This window comes from Caballeronia telluris (assembly GCF_001544495.1).
Taxonomy (GTDB): domain Bacteria; phylum Pseudomonadota; class Gammaproteobacteria; order Burkholderiales; family Burkholderiaceae; genus Caballeronia; species Caballeronia telluris.
Genome location: NZ_FCNZ02000005.1, coordinates 63,772 through 83,140, shown reverse-complemented (window position 1 = coordinate 83,140; position 19,369 = coordinate 63,772). Strand labels below are relative to the sequence as shown.

Annotated in this window: 17 protein-coding genes; 6 read left to right on the top strand and 11 right to left on the bottom strand. The window is 65.1% G+C overall.

The window, feature by feature from the left end; all coding sequences use genetic code 11:
* The first annotated feature begins 4 nt into the window (after positions 1-4).
* Together AWB66_RS08360 and katG are read left to right on the top strand one after the other, a co-directional pair.
* Positions 5-427: a DUF1801 domain-containing protein gene (locus tag AWB66_RS08360; protein ID WP_087629822.1), complete on the top strand. Its 423-nt coding sequence runs from the start codon at positions 5-7 to the stop codon at positions 425-427.
* A 222-nt stretch (positions 428-649) separates the two neighbouring features.
* Positions 650-2,905, top strand: coding sequence for a catalase/peroxidase HPI (katG, locus tag AWB66_RS08355; RefSeq protein WP_087629821.1), 2,256 nt, complete (start codon positions 650-652; stop codon positions 2,903-2,905).
* A 94-nt stretch (positions 2,906-2,999) separates the two neighbouring features.
* On the opposite strand, the gene AWB66_RS08350 is transcribed toward katG, so the two are convergent.
* The gene (locus tag AWB66_RS08350; RefSeq protein ID WP_087629820.1) at positions 3,000-3,695 is read right to left on the bottom strand and encodes a P-loop NTPase family protein; all 696 of its coding nucleotides are present in this window, start codon (positions 3,693-3,695) and stop codon (positions 3,000-3,002) included.
* A 220-nt stretch (positions 3,696-3,915) separates the two neighbouring features.
* Here AWB66_RS08350 and AWB66_RS08345 point away from each other — a divergent pair, with 220 nt between their 5' ends.
* The gene (locus AWB66_RS08345) at positions 3,916-5,064 is read left to right on the top strand and encodes a DSD1 family PLP-dependent enzyme (RefSeq protein ID WP_087629819.1); all 1,149 of its coding nucleotides are present in this window, start codon (positions 3,916-3,918) and stop codon (positions 5,062-5,064) included.
* A 12-nt stretch (positions 5,065-5,076) separates the two neighbouring features.
* Here AWB66_RS08345 and AWB66_RS08340 read toward each other — a convergent pair whose 3' ends face one another.
* A complete protein-coding gene (locus AWB66_RS08340) occupies positions 5,077-6,243 on the bottom strand; it encodes a mandelate racemase/muconate lactonizing enzyme family protein (protein ID WP_087629818.1) in 1,167 nt (388 codons plus the stop codon).
* 115 nt (positions 6,244-6,358) lie between these two features.
* On the opposite strand from AWB66_RS08340, the gene AWB66_RS08335 reads away from it, so the two are divergent.
* Positions 6,359-7,285 carry a LysR family transcriptional regulator gene (locus AWB66_RS08335; protein ID WP_087629817.1) on the top strand — a complete coding sequence of 309 codons (927 nt, stop codon included), beginning with the start codon at positions 6,359-6,361 and terminating at the stop codon, positions 7,283-7,285.
* A gap of 31 nt (positions 7,286-7,316) precedes the next feature.
* Here the strand turns inward: AWB66_RS08335 and AWB66_RS08330 are convergent, their stop codons facing one another.
* From AWB66_RS08330 to AWB66_RS08300, 7 genes are all read right to left on the bottom strand, one after another.
* Complete coding sequence (locus tag AWB66_RS08330; RefSeq protein WP_087629816.1) at positions 7,317-8,243, bottom strand: DUF4231 domain-containing protein; 927 nt, start codon at positions 8,241-8,243, stop codon at positions 7,317-7,319.
* A gap of 69 nt (positions 8,244-8,312) precedes the next feature.
* Positions 8,313-9,266: a transglycosylase SLT domain-containing protein gene (locus AWB66_RS08325; protein ID WP_159462892.1), complete on the bottom strand. Its 954-nt coding sequence runs from the start codon at positions 9,264-9,266 to the stop codon at positions 8,313-8,315.
* On the bottom strand, positions 9,263-9,961 hold the full coding sequence (locus tag AWB66_RS08320) for a hypothetical protein (RefSeq protein WP_087629814.1): 699 nt from the start codon (positions 9,959-9,961) through the stop codon (positions 9,263-9,265). Before AWB66_RS08320 ends, AWB66_RS08325 begins: the two co-directional genes overlap by 4 nt.
* Positions 9,958-11,775, bottom strand: coding sequence for a hypothetical protein (locus AWB66_RS08315; protein WP_125469683.1), 1,818 nt, complete (start codon positions 11,773-11,775; stop codon positions 9,958-9,960). Before AWB66_RS08315 ends, AWB66_RS08320 begins: the two co-directional genes overlap by 4 nt.
* A 108-nt stretch (positions 11,776-11,883) precedes the next feature.
* Positions 11,884-12,654 carry a peptidoglycan-binding domain-containing protein gene (locus AWB66_RS08310; protein ID WP_087629812.1) on the bottom strand — a complete coding sequence of 257 codons (771 nt, stop codon included), beginning with the start codon at positions 12,652-12,654 and terminating at the stop codon, positions 11,884-11,886.
* A gap of 189 nt (positions 12,655-12,843) precedes the next feature.
* Positions 12,844-13,677, bottom strand: a complete 834-nt coding sequence (locus tag AWB66_RS08305; protein WP_087629811.1) for a helix-turn-helix transcriptional regulator — start codon at positions 13,675-13,677, stop codon at positions 12,844-12,846.
* Positions 13,678-14,067: 390 nt separating this feature from the next.
* Positions 14,068-15,594: an amidase gene (locus AWB66_RS08300; RefSeq protein WP_087629810.1), complete on the bottom strand. Its 1,527-nt coding sequence runs from the start codon at positions 15,592-15,594 to the stop codon at positions 14,068-14,070.
* A gap of 190 nt (positions 15,595-15,784) precedes the next feature.
* Here AWB66_RS08300 and AWB66_RS08295 point away from each other — a divergent pair, with 190 nt between their 5' ends.
* Entirely contained in the window at positions 15,785-16,240 is a 456-nt protein-coding gene (locus AWB66_RS08295; RefSeq protein ID WP_087629809.1) for a hypothetical protein, read from the top strand.
* Between the two features lie 46 nt (positions 16,241-16,286).
* Here the strand turns inward: AWB66_RS08295 and ltaE are convergent, their stop codons facing one another.
* Complete coding sequence (gene ltaE, locus AWB66_RS08290; RefSeq protein WP_087630002.1) at positions 16,287-17,291, bottom strand: low-specificity L-threonine aldolase; 1,005 nt, start codon at positions 17,289-17,291, stop codon at positions 16,287-16,289.
* Positions 17,292-17,501: 210 nt separating this feature from the next.
* Here ltaE and AWB66_RS08285 point away from each other — a divergent pair, with 210 nt between their 5' ends.
* The gene (locus AWB66_RS08285) at positions 17,502-18,149 is read left to right on the top strand and encodes a hypothetical protein (protein ID WP_087629808.1); all 648 of its coding nucleotides are present in this window, start codon (positions 17,502-17,504) and stop codon (positions 18,147-18,149) included.
* A 37-nt stretch (positions 18,150-18,186) separates the two neighbouring features.
* Here AWB66_RS08285 and AWB66_RS08280 read toward each other — a convergent pair whose 3' ends face one another.
* The gene (locus AWB66_RS08280) at positions 18,187-19,299 is read right to left on the bottom strand and encodes a nucleoside hydrolase (RefSeq protein WP_087629807.1); all 1,113 of its coding nucleotides are present in this window, start codon (positions 19,297-19,299) and stop codon (positions 18,187-18,189) included.
* Between the last annotated feature and the right edge of the window lie 70 nt (positions 19,300-19,369).

Genomic DNA, 19,369 nt, shown 5'->3' with positions numbered 1-19,369 from the left:
TCCAATGAACCCATCGGAACACATAGACCAACTGATCGCGACACTCACCGACTGGCGCGGCCAGACATTCGCCGCCATTCGAAAGCATATTCTTAAGGCGGACGGCGAGATCGTCGAGGAATGGAAGTACATGGGAAGCCCGGTGTGGTATCGCGATGGAATGATCGCGGTCGCCAATGCCCACAAGGGAAAGGTCAAGCTGACCTTCGCGCACGGCGCGAGCATCCCGGATCCCGACAAGCTTTTCAACGCGGGCCTGGAAGGCAACGCCCGGCGGGCCATCGATTTTTTCGAAGGCGATAAGATTGATGAGCGCGCGCTGAAAAATCTCGTCCGTGCAGCGATTGAATTCAATCAACTCAAGCAGAAGAAAAAGACGCCTGCGGACACCCGCGTGAAAAATCAGAAAGATAAAAGCAAAGCCTGACGCGTTATAGGCCGCACCTATCGCCGGCATTGCAGGAATCGAATTCTGTTGGCGGTCACACACGCTTATATTTAAGTGGAGTAGGCTCGCCGACAAAAGGCGCAAGAGTCCGCCGTGGGACTGCCCGAATGAAATGCCCGCGGGTGCCACGCGCCGGTGCATCGTCAAGGCGTGGCACGCTGACAGAACAAATAGTGGTACGTCCCCTCAAGGAGATTACGCATGTCAAACGAAGCGAAGTGCCCGTTCCAACATGCCGCCGGTGGCGGCACGACGAACCGGGACTGGTGGCCGAAAGAACTGCGCGTGGATTTACTCAGCCAGCACTCCCGTAAATCCAATCCGATGGACGACAGCTTCGACTACGCCGAAGCCTTCAAGAGTCTCGACCTCGCCGCTGTCAAGAAGGACCTCGCGGCGCTGATGACCGATTCGCAAGACTGGTGGCCGGCGGACTTCGGCCACTATGGTCCGCTCTTCATCCGCATGGCGTGGCATAGCGCCGGCACGTACCGGATCGGCGATGGCCGCGGCGGCGCAGGGCGCGGCCAGCAACGTTTCGCGCCGCTCAACAGTTGGCCGGATAATGTCAGCCTCGATAAAGCCCGCCGCCTGCTCTGGCCGATCAAGCAGAAGTATGGTCAGAAGCTGTCCTGGGCGGATTTGCTGATCCTGACCGGCAACGTCGCGCTGGAAACGATGGGCTTCAAGACGTTCGGCTTCGGCGGCGGCCGCGAAGACACGTGGGAGCCGGATCAGGACGTCTACTGGGGCAATGAGAAAACCTGGCTCGGCGGCGACGTCCGCTACGGCAAGGGTGCCGCCGGCGACGACGATAACGAAGGCGTGATCGTCGCCGACGAGGAGCTGCACGGCGCCGAGGCGAGCCGCACCGACAACGGACGCAATCTGGAGAATCCGCTGGGCGCCGTGCAGATGGGCCTGATCTATGTGAACCCCGAAGGCCCCGACGGCAATCCGGACCCGGTCGCCTCGGCGCACGACATCCGCGAAACGTTCGCGCGCATGGCAATGAACGATGAGGAAACCGTCGCGCTGATCGCTGGCGGCCATACTTTCGGCAAGACGCATGGCGCCGGTCCTGCCGACAACGTCGGTGCCGAACCGGGGTCCGCCAGTCTGGAGGACCAGGGCCTCGGGTGGAAGAACAGTTTCGGTAGCGGCAAGGGCGCGGATACGATCACGAGCGGCCTGGAAGTCACCTGGACCACGACGCCGACAAAATGGGGCAGCGGTTTCTTCGAGAGCCTGTTCGGCCATGAATGGGAACTGACGAAGAGTCCCGCCGGTGCGAATCAGTGGGTCGCCAAGGACGGCGGCGAAACGGTCCCGCACGCTCACGATCCCGCCAAAAAGCTTCGGCCGACGATGCTCACCACCGACCTGGCGCTGCGCTTCGACCCCGAGTACGAAAAGATTTCGCGGCGTTTCTGGGAACATCCCGACGAACTCGCCGACGCGTTCGCGCGCGCGTGGTTCAAGCTGACGCACCGCGACATGGGACCGCGCGCCCGCTATCTCGGCCCGGAAGTGCCGGCCGAAGAGTTGCTCTGGCAAGATCCCATCCCGGCAGTCGACCATCCGCTGATCGATGCACAGGACGTCGCGTCGCTCAAGCAGAAGATTCTGTCGTCGGGGCTGCCGGTCTCGCAACTGGTGGCGGCCGCCTGGGCGTCGGCGTCCACGTTCCGCGGTTCGGACAAGCGCGGCGGCGCCAATGGCGCACGCATTCGCCTGGCGCCGCAGAAGGACTGGGAAGTCAATCAGCCCGAGCAACTGGCGAACGTGCTGAAGGTTCTCGAAGGCATTCAAGGCGAGTTCAACGGTGCGGCTTCCGGCGGCAAGAAGGTGTCGCTCGCCGACCTGATCGTGCTCGCCGGGAGCGCTGCCATCGAGCAGGCGGCGGAGAAGGGCGGCCACAAGGTGACGGTGCCGTTCACGCCGGGGCGCATGGACGCCTCACAGGAACAGACCGACGTGCAATCGGTCGGCGCGCTCGAACCTTCCGCCGACGCCTTCCGCAACTACGTGAACCCCCGCGTGGGCGTCCCGGCGGAGACGTTGCTGATCGACAAGGCGCAATTGCTGACGCTGACCGCGCCCGAGATGACGGCGCTCATCGGCGGCTTGCGTGTGCTGAACGTTCACAGCGGGCAGGAGACGCACGGCGTCTTGACGGATCGGCCGGAAACGCTCACGAACGACTACTTCCGCAACCTGCTCGACATGCGCACCGAGTGGAAGCCGCTCTCGCGCAGTGTGTTCGAGGGGCGTGATCGCAAGACGGGCGAAGTGAAGTGGACCGGCACGCGTGTCGATCTGGTCTTCGGTTCGCACGCCCAGCTTCGCGCTTGCTCGGAAGTCTATGCGAGCGAGGACGCGCAGGAAAAATTCGTCCGCGATTTTGTCGCAGCCTGGGTCAAGGTGATGAACCTGGACCGTTTCGATCTCGCCTGAAACGCCGCGTCGCCCCGTCAGCATCTCAGTCTGGCGGGGCGACGCGATCGCTTCGGCTCATCAGCCGGCTGACCCGCCCGAGCGCCACGCGACGCTACGGCGCGACCTTGTCGATTTCTTCGTAAGCGCGATTGAGCCAGACCTTCACGCGCTGTCGTTCGAGCATGCCAAGCCCGGTGCTCGCGCGATCCGGATGATGCGCCGCCGCCCAGAAGCTGGCATTTTTCTGATCGATCTTCTGCATCGTCGTGTCGGCGAGATGGCGCAGGGACACGATGCTCGCGCCAAGCGCTTCCGCCCGCTGGCGTTCGCCCGACGCTTCCAGCAGTTCGAAACGATCGCCGCGGATCTCGTTCAGCACGATCACGAGACGCAACTTGCCGCCGAACCGGTCGAGCCATTGCCGCAGCAGATCGACCGAATCGCGGCCGGCGTCCATCACGTGCCACCACGTGAGCGCGATCCCGTTTTCCTGCGCGATGCCGAGCACGTCGGAGTCGTCGAACCACTGCGAGATCGACTGCTGAGTCTGCGCCGCGAGATCGACCACGATGCGGCGTTCAGGCTGTTCCAGCGCGTGTTCGATCACCGGGTCGAGGCTGTCGTGGTCGTCCAGCACCGCGGGCGCGGCAAAATCGGCGTAGTAGCGCAAGAGCGCGCCGTGCGAGCGGTCGGTGTCAAAGCCGAGAAAAGGCACGTTGCGGTCGATGAAATACTGCGCCAGCACACGGGCGACGAGCGATTTGCCGACTCCGCCTTTTTCCCCGCCGATGAAGTGCACGAAGCTCATGGGTTCGAATCCTTGTTGTCCTGAGTGGGTCTGCCATGCGTCGCACGGGACGCGGCCGTGGCCGTGGCCGTGGCCGCGCTACAGGCTACACGGGCAATATTCGCGCGGGCGCGCTTTTTTCCTGATGTGCGGTTCGTGGATTCGTGACGAACGGCTGCAATACGGATAAGGTGACGACGCCGCCTGCGGTCCATCCCAAACCCGAACCGACGAGAACGATATGACTCTGGTTGCTCCTCCCGCTGCACGCCTCGGCGCGACACTCGCCGAAATCGGCACGCCTTCGTTGCTGATCGAACTCGATGCGTTCGAGGCGAACGTGCGCGGCATGGCCGAATTCACCGCCTCATGCGGCGTGGCGCTGCGGCCTCACGCGAAAGCGCACAAGTCGGTCAAAATCGCGCGCCGGCAGATCGCGGCGGGCGCGGTCGGCGTGTGCTGCCAGAAGCTGAGCGAAGCGTATCCGTTCGCGGCGGCGGGCATCGAAAGCATTCACGTGAGCAACGAGTTCGTCGGCGCGGACAAGGTCGCGATGGCCGTGGAGCTTGCCGCGCACACGCGCCTGAGCGTGTGCGTCGATTCGTTGCCGCAGGTGGCCGTGCTGGGCGTCGCGGCCGCCGAGGCAGGCGTCAGGATCGACGTGCTGCCCGAAATCGACGTCGGGCAGCGGCGCTGCGGCGTCACACGGTCCGATGACCTGCTGCGTCTGGTCGACGCCATCGCGCAGCACGCCGCCTTGCGGTTCGGCGGGATTCAGGCGTACCACGGCGGCGCGCAGCATATCGCGTCGTGGCAGGCGCGTGGGGAGGCGGCAAAGCTCGCGGCACAGCGCGCGTCGGAGTTCGTGAGCGCGCTTCGCGCGCGGGGCGTCGATGTGCCCGTCGTCACCGGCGGGGGCACGGGCACGGTGGAATTCGACGCCCGAAGCGGCATCTACACCGAGCTTCAGCCCGGTTCCTACGTGTTTGGAGACGGTGACTACGGCAGCATCGAATGGGCGGCTTTCGACCGGCCGCGGCAGAGTCTCTTCATTCTCTCGACCATCATGAGCGCGACGCGGCCCGGCATCGCGGTGTGCGACGTCGGATTGAAGGGACTGGCGGTCGATTCCGGACTGCCGCGCGAGGTGACTGCGCTTTCCCGTGTCGAGACGCCCGAACTGGCCTATGCCGGCGCGAACGACGAGCACGGCATGCTGGACGTTGCGGGCGGTCTCGAACGAGGAACGGAGTCGCTGATCGGGCAACGCATGCTGATCGTTCCCGGGCATTGCGACCCTACGGTGAATCTCTACGACGAATTCGTTTGCGTCCGGGCCGCGCAAGTCGAGGCGTTATGGAAGGTCGACGCGCGCGGCTTGTCGCGGTGAGCATGCAATGGCTCAAGCGGACAGCTTTTGCATCTGCGCGAAGAGATCGGCCTTGCCTTCGAAGCCGATGCCGGGCAGGTCCGGCATGGTGATATAGCCGTTATCCACCTTGACGCCGTCGGGGAAGCCGCCGAACGGCTGGAACAGATCGGGATACGATTCGTTGCCGCCCAGCCCGAGGCCCGCCGCGATATTGAGCGACATCTGGTGTCCGCCGTGCGGAATGCAACGCTTCGGCGACCAGCCATGTTCATGCAGCATGTCGAGTGTGCGCAGATATTCGACAAGGCCGTAGCTCAGCGCGCAATCGAATTGCAGCCAGTCGCGGCCGGCCCGCATGCCGCCGTAGCGAATCAGATTCCGCGCGTCCTGCATCGAAAAGAGGTTTTCGCCGGTCGCCATCGGCTTATCGTAGTAGCTGCGCAGCGTGGCCTGCAATTCGTAGTCGAGCGGATCGCCCGGTTCCTCGTACCAGAACAGGTCGTATTGCGAGAGCGCCTTCGCGTACTGGATCGCGGTGTCGAGATCGAAGCGGCCGTTCGCATCGACCGCCAGCTTCTGGCCGTCCTGCAGCACGCTCAGGATCGAATCGATGCGGCGCAGGTCTTCATCGAGCGAGGCGCCGCCGATTTTCTTCTTCACCACCGTATAGCCCCGGTCGATGTAGCTGCGCATCTCGTCCTTGAGCTTTTCATGGTCCTGGCCCGGGTAGTAGTAACCGCCCGCGGCGTACACGAAGATCTTGCGATCGGGCACGCCATTGCCGTATCGGTCGGCCAGCAACTGGAAGAGCGGCTTGCCTGCGATCTTCGCGACCGCATCCCACACGGCCATGTCGATCGTGCCGATCGCCACGGAGCGCTCGCCGTGGCCGCCGGGCTTTTCGTTGGTGAACATCGTCGCCCAGATCTTGTGCGGGTCGAGGTTGTCGCCGGCATCGTCGACGAGCGAGGCGGGGTCGGCTTCGAGAATGCGCGGGATGAACCGCTCGCGCATCAGCTTGCCCTGGCCGTAGCGGCCGTTCGAGTTGAAGCCGTAGCCGACTACCGGCTTGCCGTCGCGGATCACGTCCGTCACCACGGCGACGAGACTCAGCGTCATCTTGCTGAAGTCGATATAGGCGTTGCGGATCGGGGAACTGATCGGAACGGTCTTTTCGCGGATTTCAACGATTTTCATGAATGTCTTCTGATGGCATCGCGAGTGGACGATGCAACGGGCTGTAGGAGACGCTAGGTTATTCGCGAAAGCCGGCGCTATGATTCACCGGAAATCACTTCTTTATTAACTTTCAGTGAAGACTGACCTTGCCTCCCACCTTGAGTTTTTCGTGCTGCTGGCGCGGCACGGCAACCTCGCCGCCGCAGCCCGCGAACTCGATCTGACGCCGCCCGCCGCCACCAAACGCCTGGCTCAACTGGAGGCGCGGCTGGGCACGAGGCTCGTGAACAGGACGACCCGCAGTATCAGCCTGACCACGGAAGGCGAGACCTACCTGCATTACGCGACGCGGATTCTGGCCGAGATCCGGGAGATGGAGGACGCCGTTTCGTCGAGCCGGTCCGTGCCGAGAGGGCTGCTGCGGGTGAACGCCACGCTCGGGTTCGGACGGACCACGATCGCGCCGCTGGTGTCGGAATTCGCCAGGCGCAATCCGCATGTGGAGGTGCAGCTCGACGTCACGGATCGGCCTGTCGATCTCGTCGAGAGCGGCGTCGATCTGGCGATTCGTTTCGGCTCGCTGCCGGACAAGCGGCTCAACGCGCGGCGCGTGATGACGAACCGCCGGTTCCTGTGCGCGTCGCCGCGCTATCTTGAACGGCATGGCACGCCGGCGAGTCTCGCCGACCTCGCGGGGCACCAGTGCATCATTCACCGTCAGAACGATGACGCCCACGGCATCTGGCGTTTCACGCACGACGGCCGCATCGAGACAGTGAAGGTGCGCGGCATGCTGTCGAGCAACGACGGCGATATCGTCCTCGGCTGGGCGCTCGACGGGCACGGCATCCTGGTTCGATCCGAATGGGATCTCGCGAAGTATGTGGAGAGCGGCCGGTTGCGAATCGTGCTGCCGGCATTCGTCCTGCCGTCTGCGGACCTGTTCGTCTATTACGCCAACCGGCGGAATCAGTCCGCGCGGGCGAGGGCGTTCATCGACTTTCTGATCGAACGCTTCGACGGTCCGGCGATCTCCGTTTCACACGCTGCTTCGATGTGACGTCACCGGCGCTGCGGCGGCGCAGTCCGGTTCATGGGGCCGCGTTTCCGCCTGCGGGCGTGGCCGTGCGCTTCAGGAAGTCGGCGACCCAGGCGTCGTTCTCGCCGTTCATGAGCCCCTCGCTATCCAGGATCAGGGCGTTGTCCGCTGCTGCATTGGCGGGTTGTCCTTGCTTGAGGATCTGCCATTCTGTCAGGCGCAGCTTGAGACGGTCGGCGGCAAGGCGGTAGGTCGCCGCCAGGCGCTGATAACGCTCGGCCAGGGCGTAGGTGCCGATCGCCGTCGTGATCGTGCTGAGCGTCGCCACCCAGACCTCGATGCCGGCGCCCGCGAACACCGCTCCCAGCGCGCCCAGCCCCGCCGCGATAGCGCTCAATACCTGTACCGCCCGTGTGCAACGGGCCGCATTGCGCTCGTTCATGGCGGCCTTCGGTGCGAACCAGTTGATCTGTTCCTCGAGCCGGTTGGTGATGTAATCCTGCACGGAAAGCGGACTGCCGGGCCGGCCTTTGCTGGCATCCGCGCCCTCGGGCTCGATCGCGGGCAAATCCTCGCCTTCGGCCATCAACTCTTTAACCTTGTCGAACAATTTCTGACTGGCGTCGGCACCGTCGTAGGGCGGCACGCGCGTGGCATAGCGATACGCCTCGGACTTCGCCCGCTCCGCGAGCGCGCGGGCGCGAATCCAGTCCTTCTCGACTTTCGAGTCGAGCATCGAGCTTGCGGCCCAGGCCGCGAGCGCCATCGCGACGGCACTCGCGGCGCTCAGGAACTGCGCGACCACTTTCAGGTCGGGAATCCTTCCGGGCAACTGCGAGGCCAACGTCGCGAGGACGGCGCCGATCACGGTCAACGCCAGCGTGCGAAGCCGCCAGCGATCGAGATCGCTCCGGATAGTCCGGGCTCGCGTGGCCCAGCCGCGGTACTTGCTCCACATCAAATCGAGCGCTGCGTCCATTGTTTCTCCCAAGGCTGCGGGCAGTGTGCGTGATATCGGCAACCGACTGGCGATGCTGCGCCACCCGGCTCAAGCTGCGGAAAGAAAGTTTCTGAAGCTGGGCAGGCGATTGTTGAGCGATGCGTTCAGCGTCGCTATGTCGTCGAGACGCATGGCGGCATTGAACGCCGCGACGAAGCGGTCGACGTGCGCCGACGTCCCGATCGGATACTGGACGAGTCGCCAGCGGTTGGCGCGATTGTCGTTGAAGCGTACGCCGCCGGCGTTGTACGCGGCCGCGACGAGCGGCGGGTCGAAGCCCGTGAGACGCGCCTGGCGCCAGATATAGGTCGCACCGGCTTCGATCGAGACGAGCGGATCGCGCAGGTCGTCGAGACTCAGTTGCGGACGACGCAGCGAATCGCGCGCGGTGCTGAGCAGCGTCTGCATCAGGCCCACCGACACGCGCCCCGGCGTAAGTGCAGGATCGATCGTGCTGCAACCGGGCTCGCGGCGCTCGGCGCGTACCTTGCCGCCGCTTTCGGCGCAGATGCACGCGACGATCAACTCGATCGGCACGGGCACCTTGCTCAGGATCGTCGCAAGCGCGGCCTTCTGCGCGTTGAACACGTTGCGGACCTGGGTCTCGTCGGCAGGCGTGCAGACGGCGGCCGCCTCGTCGTGCACGAACACGCCGTCGCGGCCGATCCGCCACGGATCGCTCGACGAAAACTGCCGATGCTGCTGGGTCAGCTTGCCGATCTGCTCGGGCGTCAGGATGTCGCCGGCGGCGCGGTCCGGCAGCACCGGCGTGGTTTCGCCGAAGAGGAGCGCCCAGCTCTGACGGCCCAGCACGCCGTCGGCGATGAGCGCCGGGTTGTGCGTCTGGAAGTCGACCACGGCGTCGCTCGTGCCGCGTCCGAACATGCCGTCGCTCGTGAGCTTGTAGCCGAGCCTGATCAGTTGCGCCTGCGCCTGCGCCACGTCGGCGCCGCGCATCATCGGCGAAGTCAGCCAGAGATTTCTCGTGAAGGTCGGCATCATGTGCATCCTTTTGCGGCAGAGAACGTGTCGATCGACTTCGAGAGGCGCTCGATGCGCGCCGACAGTTCCGCGCTCGCGTTGCGAGTCGTCGCGAGCCGGTTGCGCGCGCCGGTCAGCGTCGGACAGACCTGCGCCGGCGCGACGAGGCCGTTCATCGCGCGCGTGGCGTCCGCGTCGGCGCGGAAGTAAGCGGCATACGGCTGGCCGTCGGGCTGGGCCTGGAGCTTCCCGAGCGTGTCGTCGAAGTGCGATTGCAGCGCGGCGGCGTTCGCGGGGCTCGCAAAGGGACGCATGGACTTCAGCGCATCGGCGAGACCGGCGAGCAGCGCCGTGCGGTCCGTGTCCATCGGCGGATCGGGCAGGAGCCGGATCGCCTGCTCGTAGTCGGACACCGCGCACTGGCGGGCGGCCGCGTCTTTCGGCGCGTCGCCGGTGTTCGTCAGTTGCGCGCAGGCGTTCGCGCGCAGTCCGAACAGGCGCTCGCAGACCGCGTCGGCGCGCGAGGTGCAGTCGATCCGTTCCGCCGCCATCGATCTGAGCGGCGCGCGCTCGCCTGTCTGCCTGGCGCTCTGGTTCGCTTTCTCCATCCTGTCGAGTTGCGTGACGGACGGGTTCTGGACGAACGGCGGGCTGCCGCCGGAACACGCCGCGAGCCAGACGAGCGCGGCGGTACAGGCTAGTGTTTTCGCGCTCATTCCGACTCCTCGGGTTTGGTCTGGACGAGCGCGGTCCGTGCGACGACGGCCAGCGCGTCCGTGACGAGACCCACCGCCTGCTCCTTGTCGATCGGCAGTTTGCCGAGCGCTTCGCCCAGATAGACGAGCCGCTCTAGTTGTGCCGCCGCCTTCGGGTCGGGCAGAAGTTGCCGCGCGGCATCGGCGAGGGTCTTCAGGTTCGCCTGCGCGGTGTCGGCCACGCCGGCCACCTGCGGCAGCGCGACATCGCCGGGAAGCGTGGGCAGCGCTGCGAGGTGCACGAGCGAGCCGAGATACTCGTCGAAGGTGTGGGTCAGTTCGTCGACCGACGTGAACTCCGCCTCGGGCTTGCGCGCGGGCAGCACGGCAGACGTCTTGTTGCGGATGTCGTCGCTGCACGTCGCGGCGATGTCGGCGGCGTTGCGGCGCGAGCCGTCGTCGTTCTTGCGCACGGCGAGCGCCATCAGGTTGAACTTCAGCGCGGGGTCGGCGTCGGGGAAATGCGCCTGCATCATCGGGGAGATGGCGAACGCCGCGGCGGCGGTGGCTTCGTCGGGCGCGTCGGGCAGCAGCGTTGCATCGAAAGGTTTGCTCAGCAGCGCGGCCTTGAAGTTGTTCAGGTCGCGCTGGCGGCCCGCGAGCCGGATGGCCGCCACCAGCACGCCGCCCGCGATGCCGATCGGGCCGCCGGGCAAGCCAGCGAGAATCGGCGACGCGACCGAACGCAGCACTTCGATCGATTCTGCCACCGCGCCGGGCAGTCCCGCCGCCTGCAGCGCGGGCAGCTTCGCGCCGACGTCCCGCAGGACGCTTTCGACGCTCGCCGCGTCGGGCTTCCCGCTCAGGAGCGGCTGGACCTTGCCGAGCAGGTCGCCGACGACCGCAATGGTGGCGGCCGCCGCCGGCAGCGTCTCGCCGCCTACGCCGAGGGCGCTCACGCCGTGCGCCACCTGCTGGATCGCGGTGAGCTGATCGCGCACCGTGGCGAGTCGCGACTGCGCGTTCGTCGCATCGGCCGCTGCCGTGCCGACACCGCCCGTGGTCGTGCCGGCGATCGTGCGCAGCGCCATCGCGGCGTTCTCCTTCGAATTGTCGACCACGGATTGGGTCAGCGTGGTCAGGCGGTCGGTGTTCTCGCGCTGCGTGGTCGCCGCGGCTTCGGTGGCCTTCTGGATGACGCCCGCCACGGTGGTTGCCGTGGTGTCCGCCGCGCTCTGGGCCTGGACGATCGCCTTGCGCGCCTGCTCGCTGTTGCGCGAGGTGAAGTAGAACGTGATGACCGAGCCGACGAAGCCCGCGATCGCCTCGGTATTGCCGAGCCCGAGATAGCCCTGCATCGCGATGACGAGAAAGCCGAACACGACCACGAACAGCGAGAGCAGCGCACGGATGCTGCCCTCGGGCGCGCCGAGCGGCAATTGCAGCAGGTAGGTTCGCCAACGTTGCGGGCCGGCTTGCGCGGCGTTTTTCCAGAACGACCAGCGCACGAGCGCGACCACGAGCATCATGATGATGATGCTCAGGGCGACGAACGAGAAGCTCGCGATGATGAGCGAGCGCATCACGCTGCTTCGTTCGGCATCTGACGTGGCGCCCAGGAGGTGCAGCATCTGGTCGCGCGACAACTGGACCTGGTCGGGATGCCCGTCGACACGGTGCGCGTCGACCATGGCGTTGAGTATCGACTGATCGATCACGATCGGCGGACCGGACGCCGCTTGCGGAGCGTTCGCGCGCTGCGCGAGACACGTTCCGGCCATCAGCAGCAACAGGGACGCGAACAGCAGGTAAAGCCCTCGTCGAATGCATGACATGGCGCAACTCCGATGATTTGAACGAGGAGCCTTGCGAAAATCGAAGCGTGCGGCGCGTCGAACGGCAATGCCTTCAGCGCGCAGCCTCGACGAGGTCGCGCCGCGCCGCTACTGGATGACGATGAAATCCTTGTCCTTCGCCGAGCGAACGCGCGCCGCGACCTCGTAGCCGTTGGCGCTGCCGTCGTCGTTGGTGTTGCCTTCGATGGTGTCGAAATGATCCGGCGATCCGCCGAACCCGAGGCCCGTGTGCGACCAGTCGCTGCTCGTGCGCTTGACGAGGAAGATGAACGCAGGGCCGAGGCTCGTCCAGTTGCTGGGGGCGAGGTCCGCGCCGCTGATCAGCCGGTTCGCCTTGTCGCCCTGCGCGGCGAGGCTGTCGCACGACAGCGAGCCGGACACCGGCATCGTCTTTTGCAGTTCGGTCGTCGCCTGCTTCAGCACGAAGCTCACGAAGCCGCCGCACCATTTCCATTCCGTGCCTTCGCGGCCGCCCGTATAGAGACGCACCCAGGGTCCGCAATTGTCGCCGCCCACCTCGCGCGCTTTCGCGCCCAGATGCCGGCTCGCGATTTCCTTCACGCGCTGCGGCATGTCGAGCGCCGTGCCGTTCTGCAAGGCGGCGCTCATCGGGGCCGTGAGCGCGGCCCATGTCGCCGGGTCGACGACACCGCTCGGGGCGAGGCCCTTCGCCGTCTGGAAGCCACTCACGGCATGCGCGGTGGCGGTTCCGAAGTCACCGTCGATGGTGGTCCCGATTCCATGCAGCGATAGCCATTCCTGGACTCGCTTGACACCGGGCCCCTTGCTTCCGACCGATAGCATGTCTAATAAATCGAGTTCGGCGCGGATGGAATCGGAGTACTGGGAGGGGTTCATCGAGGTGTCTCCAGCGGTCTTGCTGTGGCGGCGGCGCGCGGGGAAGTGGCGTCACCTGGAACCGGATGAAACCAGTTTAGTTGTCGGCATCCGTTTTGAAAGGGCGACATGCCATGAAAATCCGCCACGCATGAGTCGTATCCCGCCCACGCCGGCTCGCGCTACGTCGCGGGTTTGCGCCGCGCATCATCAGACGCTCGCCTCACACGTCTCGGCGCAAGACTCGAACCGGGACCGCGCGGTCATCTGATAGGCGCTCGGACACACGCCGAACTCGCGCCGGAACGAACGGGTGAAGTACGAGACATCGTTAAAGCCCACCGCGTAGGCCACCTGTTTGACGAGCGCGTTCGGCATCGCGAGCCGCTCGCACGCGCGCTCCATCCTGAAGCGCAGCAGGTATTGGCCGAAGCTCACCGCGTGCTCCTTCCTAAACGCCCTGCAAAACTGCCACGAGCTGAGCTGGCACAGTTCGGCGACGTCTTCGAGCGCGATCTTGCGATCGAAATGCGCGGCGACGTAGGCGACCGCGGGCGACGTGCGCCGGGCGATGTCCTGGGTGAGCGGACTGGACGCCGCTTCGACGACATCCCCGATGCCGTTCTGGCCTGCGGGAATCATCGAGGCAAGCGTGAGGATTCTCTGGCTCAGTTCGTCGTGCGCCACCGGCTTGATGAGCAGGTCCCACACCCGCAGGCGCAGCGCCCACAACGCGACGATCATCGAACCGGGCCCCGCGATGACGAGCACGGGCAGCGTGGGATGTTCACGACGCACACGCGTCAGCGATTCGATGCCGCGCGTCTCCGACTCGCTGGAATCCCCGGACGCTTCGAACTCGAAGCAGACGAACGGCGGCGCGTGGATGCTGATCGCGCTGACGATGTGCAGAGGTTCACGGACGCGGCGCAGTTCGAAGGCACCGTCGAGGGAATCGCTGAGTGACGCGCTCGGCTGCCGCGTGAGATCCACCCACAGGAAAGCGCGATTGCGCGATGCGTGATGCACGGTTCTGTCCGACATGACTCCTGCTCCTCCTGACTGGCCGCCGGGTGGCGGCGTCATCGTGGCTGCGCGGGTTGAAGCGGCTTTCGCCGATGCATGGACGTGGCGAGTCGAACGCTCGCGTTCGCTTCGCGGAAGAGGGACGACGCGCCGTCACCGACGAGGTCGACGCTGACCGAAAGCGAGGAAGGGGATGCGGCTGGCAGCACAGCTTCTTGTTGAGGTGCGCGGTGCGGAAGCGGCCGCGCGCTGCATGGGTTGTACTGTGGCCGGAAATCGCGCGCGCGGAAACCCGCGCTTGGGAGGATCGCTATCCCGCCATCGGCGGGAGCCGGTGGGCAGGCGAGCCACCCGATTGCGGGGATAACGGCCGCGTCGCTGCGGTCAGCGCTTTTATTGCGGCCTGACTCAATCCGCCGATGTCCCGGCGTGATTTTCGCCGGTGGCATCGAGGATGGGCGGCGCAGTGACGATCGACTTCAGCGATGGCGTCGGCTGCGTGAGCGTCGAGAGGTCGGGGCGCGGGCGGCGCAGCGCCGGCACGGCGTCAAACGCCTGCTCGAACGCGTGCGCGACCGCGAGCGTCTTGCGGTCGCCATGAAACGGCCCGACGATCTGCAAGCCGAACGGCATGCCCGCCTGATCGACGCCGCATGGCAGCGAGAGCGCGGGATGCGTCGTCAGCGTGACGACATACGTGAGCGCGAGCCAGCGGTAATAGTTCTCCTGCGCGCGGCCGTTGATCTGCGCCGCGTAGAGTTCCTGCCACGGGAACGGCGAGACCGGCGTGGTCGGCGAAAGAATCACGTCGTAGCGTTCGAACGCGCGCTGGAAGCGCCGGAAAATGCGCGTCTGCTCCGCTTGCGCCCAGGCGCTGTCCGCGAGCGACATCTTCGCGCCCATCTCGTAGTTGGCGCGCGTGTTCGGGCCGAGCGCGTCGGGGTCGCGGGCGTAAACATCGCGCAGGCCCGCGACGAAACTCTCCGCGCGGATCACGTCGAAGCAGCGATGCACGTCGCCGAGGTCGAACGCCGCTTCCTCGCACGAGCGGACCATCGGTGCAATCGCGGCGATGCGCGATCGGAAGGTCGCGCGGATCGCGTCGTCGACGTCGCAACTGCCGAAGTCTTCGGTATAGCCCACGCGCAGCGACGACAGATCGAGCGGTGCGGGTATCGCGAACGAAAGCGGTTCGACTTCGTAGGAAAGCGGATCGGCCGTCGAGAGGCCGGCGGTCGCGGCGAGTTGCAACGCGGCTTCGGCGACCGTGCGTCCCATCGGACCGACGACCGAGAGCGGCGACCATCCGAGCAGGCGGCCAGAATTCGGCACGAGTCCCGCCGACGGCCGGAAGCCCACCACGCCGCATTTCGATGCCGGAATGCGCAGCGACCCGCCCGTGTCCGAGCCGGTGCAGACGGGCAGCATGTCGCAGGCGAGCGCCACCGCCGATCCGCCCGACGAGCCGCCCGCGTTCAGTTCCGGATTGAACGGATTGCCGGTCGCGCCCCACACCACGTTGCGCGTGTTGGCGCCGGCGCCGAGTTCGGGCACGTTCGTCTTCGCCACGAGAATCGCGCCGGCCGCGCGCAGGCGCTCGACCAGCGCGACGTCGCGGGAAGGCACGTTGCCGCGCGACATCGGCGTTCCGTAAGTGGTCAGAAGGCCCGCCGTGTCTTCGAGATCCTTCACGCCGAGCGGTAGCCCGTGCAGCAGGCCGAGCGGCTCGCCGTCCGATACCGCGCGCTCGGCGGCCTTCGCGGCTTGTCGAGCCTCGTCGAAACAGGTGGCCGTCACGGCGTTCACGGCGGGGTTGATGGCCTCGATGCGCGCGATGCAGGCGTCGAGCAGCTCCACCGGCGAGATCTCCTTCGCCCCGATCATGCGACGCAATTCGACAGCACAGCGGCTGAGCAGATCGGCGTTTTCATTCATGAGTGGGTGTCCTCCTTGCGGGATACGCGCCGGGTGGCGCGCATGGCGGATGTGTCGCCAGCAACAGTATGCGGCGGAAACGGACAATGCGAGGCAGTCAGCCTGCGCTTCCTGCGCCCTGTGCGAATCTGCGAACGCTTCGGGCGCACGGCTATAATCGCGCTCAAACGTGACCAGGAAAGTTCTACTCGTGAAACGGATCACCGCCTTTACACTCGTTGCGCTCGCAATCGCGGGCTGCTCGTCCACCGAGAAGCAGAATCAACAAGCTCAGGAATACATCCACAACGAATCCAGCCTTGTCGCTGCCCAACGCAACGCGGCAGTCGACTGCAATCCGGCGAATTGCGACGCCGCCTGGGCGCTGACCAAGCGCTATATTCAGGAGCATTCCGACACACCGGTCACGCGCGCGGACGCAGTTGCAATCGACACCGACGTGCCTTCCGGTTCGGGCAAGGCCGCCTTCTCGGCGACGCGTGTCGCCAAGGGCGCGGGCGCGACGCTCACGCTCTTTGCGCAGTGTCGCGGCATGTACAAGCCGGACAACGAGAAAGGCTCGGACTATAACGAGTGCGCCGAGAAAATCCTCAAGACGCAGAATGGCTACGTGGCGTATCTCAATGCGCACGTAGCGGGTCAGTAAGCAACGAAGGCGCGACATGAGAAACCCGTCGCGCGCTCGGGCAGGTTCAGCGCGCGAAGTATTGCTTCACTGACGCCACGAAGGTGTCGATGTCCGCGCGCGTGAGGTCGAGGTGGGTCACGAAACGCGATGCGTAGAGCATTTGCGTGAGAATCCCGCGCTCCTTGAGCCACGCTTCGAGCGGTGCACAATGTTCGGCCGGAAATTCGGCGAAGACCATGTTGGTCGCGTGCGAAGTCACCTTGACCTGTTCGATCTGCGCGAGCGCTTGCGCAAGATGCGCAGCGTTCGCGTGATCGTCGGCGAGACGCTCGACATTGTTTTCGAGCGCATACAGGCACGCCGCCGCGAGCACGCCGGACTGCCGCATGCCGCCGCCCAGTACCTTGCGCCAGCGATGTGCACTGTCGATCAGCGCCTTGCTGCCGACCAGCACCGACCCGACCGGCGCGCCGAGTCCCTTGGAAAAGCAGATCGAGATCGAATCGAATGGCGCGCACAGCGCTGCGATCGGTTGCCCCGACGCGACCGCCGCGTTAAACGCGCGAGCGCCGTCGAGGTGAGTGGCAAGACCGCGGCTTCGCGCAAGTCCGACCGCCTCCGATACGTATTCCGCCGGGAGCACCTTGCCTCCTATGGTGTTTTCCAGTGCAAGCAGGCGCGTGCGGGCGAAATGATCGTCGATTGGCTTGATCGCCGATTCGATCTTCGCGAGCGGCAGCGAACCGTCGGGGGCATTGTCGATCGGCTGCGGCTGGATGCTGCCGAGCACGGCCGCGCCACCGCCTTCGTACTTGTAGGTGTGCGCTTGCTGGCCGACGATGTATTCATCGCCGCGCCCGCAATGGGCCATCAGCGCGGCAAGGTTGCTTTGCGTGCCGCTCGGGAAGAAGAGGGCGGCCTCCTTGCCGGTGCGCTCCGCCATCGCGGCTTGCAGCCGCAAGACGGTCGGATCGTCGCCCCAGACGTCGTCGCCCGTGGGCGCGGACGTCATCGAAGCAAGCATGGCAGGGGTCGGGCGGGTGACGGTATCGCTGCGTAGATCGATCATGTTCGAGTGTTCCTGCGTGCGTTGGCCGGATGCGGAAAGCAGCAAAGTATAGCCAGCCCTATCGACCCTTGCCATGCGAGGCATCGCCGTCGCGATAGGCGGTTGCATCATCAGTCAAATAGCGCAGAATAGGATCGTGAGCGACTTCAAACGCGCGTTTGAAGGATTGACGCCTGAACTTTAGCGAACAACCGTGCTGCAGAGAGACCCATGAAGAAAGGAAAGACCAAGCTGACCCGTCAGGATGCCGAGCGCCTTTTCGAAGGTCTGCCGTCCGGCGGGACCTCGAAAGCATCGAGCCGGCCCGAGAACCCATTCGAAGCAGGAGCGTTCGACGTGGTCGAGCGCGTCGACGACGAATCCAGACTCTGGAAGGACAACCTCATTACGCTTCCGATGGCGATCGAGTTGCCTGCCGGCTATGAGTCGGTGTCGCGCATGCGCGACGCGATGGTGCGGGCATGGCGCGTGAGGTGGGTGAGGGAGGAAAAGAAGGAGGTCGTCACGGAGTTTCCCGAAGGATGGAAAGCCGTCCGCCCCGAAAGCGGTCCCATCGAGGTGCGGGATTCGACCGGCGTGGTCCGCGCCGTACATGGGTGGGCCGCGGATGCCGAACTCAGGATCCTGCCGCGCTATCTGGTGGAGTCGCAGGCGAACAGTTCAAGCGGACTCGGCAGCTTGGTCGTCCGCGATCGCGCGAACGGTCAAATCCTTGCGAGGTCGTCGAACTGGTCCGCTCAAACGGGAACCAACCATCCGGAGTGGACCAAGCTGTCGGCGTGGCTCAACTCGCACTTTCCGCATCACCGCGACCCGTTGCGATACTGGGACGATTGCGAGCAAAACATTCAAAGCTAAGCGGCGTTTGTTTGTTGCTCGAGTCGCCGGGGCACGTTCACTGGAACTTGACCGGCACCGGCCGCGTCAGCAAGTCCACATAGAGCTTGAAGAACCGGTCGTTATCGAACTGCGTCACGTAGGTGATTTTCTGCGGTGAAGCACCCGCAGGCGGCGCATCCGGATACACCGACACATGACCTTGATTCTCGCCGGCTGTCGTGTCGATATCGAGGTACGCGCTCTGCGTTTGCGTCGCGTAGGTAGGGTCGGTGAAGTAAGCGATGGTGAGCGTATCGTAGAGGTCGGTATTCGACGCGAATGCGCCCGCGTTCGCACTCGCATAGGCCTTCGTCACGGCCGTCTGCCCGGTCGGCGGATTGACGATCTGGTTAAAGATGGTCTCGGTCAACGGCACGGTATTGGTGACGTCGAGCGGAATGACGGCCTGCGGGATCGAGGTCTGCAACAGCGTGCGCACGGCGAGCGGATCGAACCACCAGTTCAGTTCTCCGACGGCGTTCGCGTTGCCCGGAACCTTCATCGCGCCGCCCATATAGACGATCTGCTTGATGAGCGGCACGATTTCCGGTGCCTTCTTCACTGCGGTCGCGAGATTCGTCGGCGGCCCGACTTCGATGATCGTCACCTGGTTCGGATAGCGCTTGATCGTATCGATCATGAAGTCGGCCGCGGTTTCGCTCTTCAATTGCGTCGATGTCGCGAAACCATCCGGCGGCGGTGTGAGTTGCGATTGCTGCGTCGGCTCCGGACGCATCCACGCACCGAAATATCCGTTGGGGTTGGCGGCCTGCTGCGCGCGGATGCTCGCGACATCGTATTGCAGCGGATAATTCGCGCCCGCATAGACGCCGACCTTGTCCTGCACGCCCATGCGTTCTACGGCCTTGAGCGCGTCCGCCTCTTCTTGCAGCAACCAGTCGTTGCCGGTCACCACGCACAAGCCCAGCAGGTTCACCTTGCCTTGCGCCATGAGTTGCGTCGTCATCGCGAAGAGCTGGCCGTCGTCGCCCATCGTGTTGAAGTCGGAATCGATGACGATCTTAGGCGCGCCCGTGTAGGCATCGTGATGGTCGGAGCCACCGCATCCGACGAGCGAGGCGGCAACGCAAAGAGCCAAGATCAGTCCTGCTGCATGGCGACGCCGCATGATGCCGTCTCCCGAACCGTTATGTCGATGATCGCGCCTTCGACGAGGGCGTGAGCCATTCTACGATCAT

Coding starts and splice junctions, on each gene's coding strand:
- AWB66_RS08350 (WP_087629820.1), bottom strand. CDS start 3,695: ATGAGCTTCGTGCACTTCATCGGCGGGGAAAAAGGCGGAGTCGGCAAA.
- AWB66_RS08340 (WP_087629818.1), bottom strand. CDS start 6,243: ATGAAAATCGTTGAAATCCGCGAAAAGACCGTTCCGATCAGTTCCCCG.
- AWB66_RS08285 (WP_087629808.1), top strand. CDS start 17,502: ATGAAGAAAGGAAAGACCAAGCTGACCCGTCAGGATGCCGAGCGCCTT.
- AWB66_RS08320 (WP_087629814.1), bottom strand. CDS start 9,961: ATGAGCGCGAAAACACTAGCCTGTACCGCCGCGCTCGTCTGGCTCGCG.
- AWB66_RS08280 (WP_087629807.1), bottom strand. CDS start 19,299: ATGCGGCGTCGCCATGCAGCAGGACTGATCTTGGCTCTTTGCGTTGCC.
- AWB66_RS08330 (WP_087629816.1), bottom strand. CDS start 8,243: ATGGACGCAGCGCTCGATTTGATGTGGAGCAAGTACCGCGGCTGGGCC.
- AWB66_RS08345 (WP_087629819.1), top strand. CDS start 3,916: ATGACTCTGGTTGCTCCTCCCGCTGCACGCCTCGGCGCGACACTCGCC.
- AWB66_RS08310 (WP_087629812.1), bottom strand. CDS start 12,654: ATGAACCCCTCCCAGTACTCCGATTCCATCCGCGCCGAACTCGATTTA.
- AWB66_RS08360 (WP_087629822.1), top strand. CDS start 5: ATGAACCCATCGGAACACATAGACCAACTGATCGCGACACTCACCGAC.
- AWB66_RS08300 (WP_087629810.1), bottom strand. CDS start 15,594: ATGAATGAAAACGCCGATCTGCTCAGCCGCTGTGCTGTCGAATTGCGT.
- AWB66_RS08305 (WP_087629811.1), bottom strand. CDS start 13,677: ATGTCGGACAGAACCGTGCATCACGCATCGCGCAATCGCGCTTTCCTG.
- AWB66_RS08315 (WP_125469683.1), bottom strand. CDS start 11,775: ATGTCATGCATTCGACGAGGGCTTTACCTGCTGTTCGCGTCCCTGTTG.
- ltaE (WP_087630002.1), bottom strand. CDS start 17,291: ATGATCGATCTACGCAGCGATACCGTCACCCGCCCGACCCCTGCCATG.
- AWB66_RS08325 (WP_159462892.1), bottom strand. CDS start 9,266: ATGATGCCGACCTTCACGAGAAATCTCTGGCTGACTTCGCCGATGATG.
- katG (WP_087629821.1), top strand. CDS start 650: ATGTCAAACGAAGCGAAGTGCCCGTTCCAACATGCCGCCGGTGGCGGC.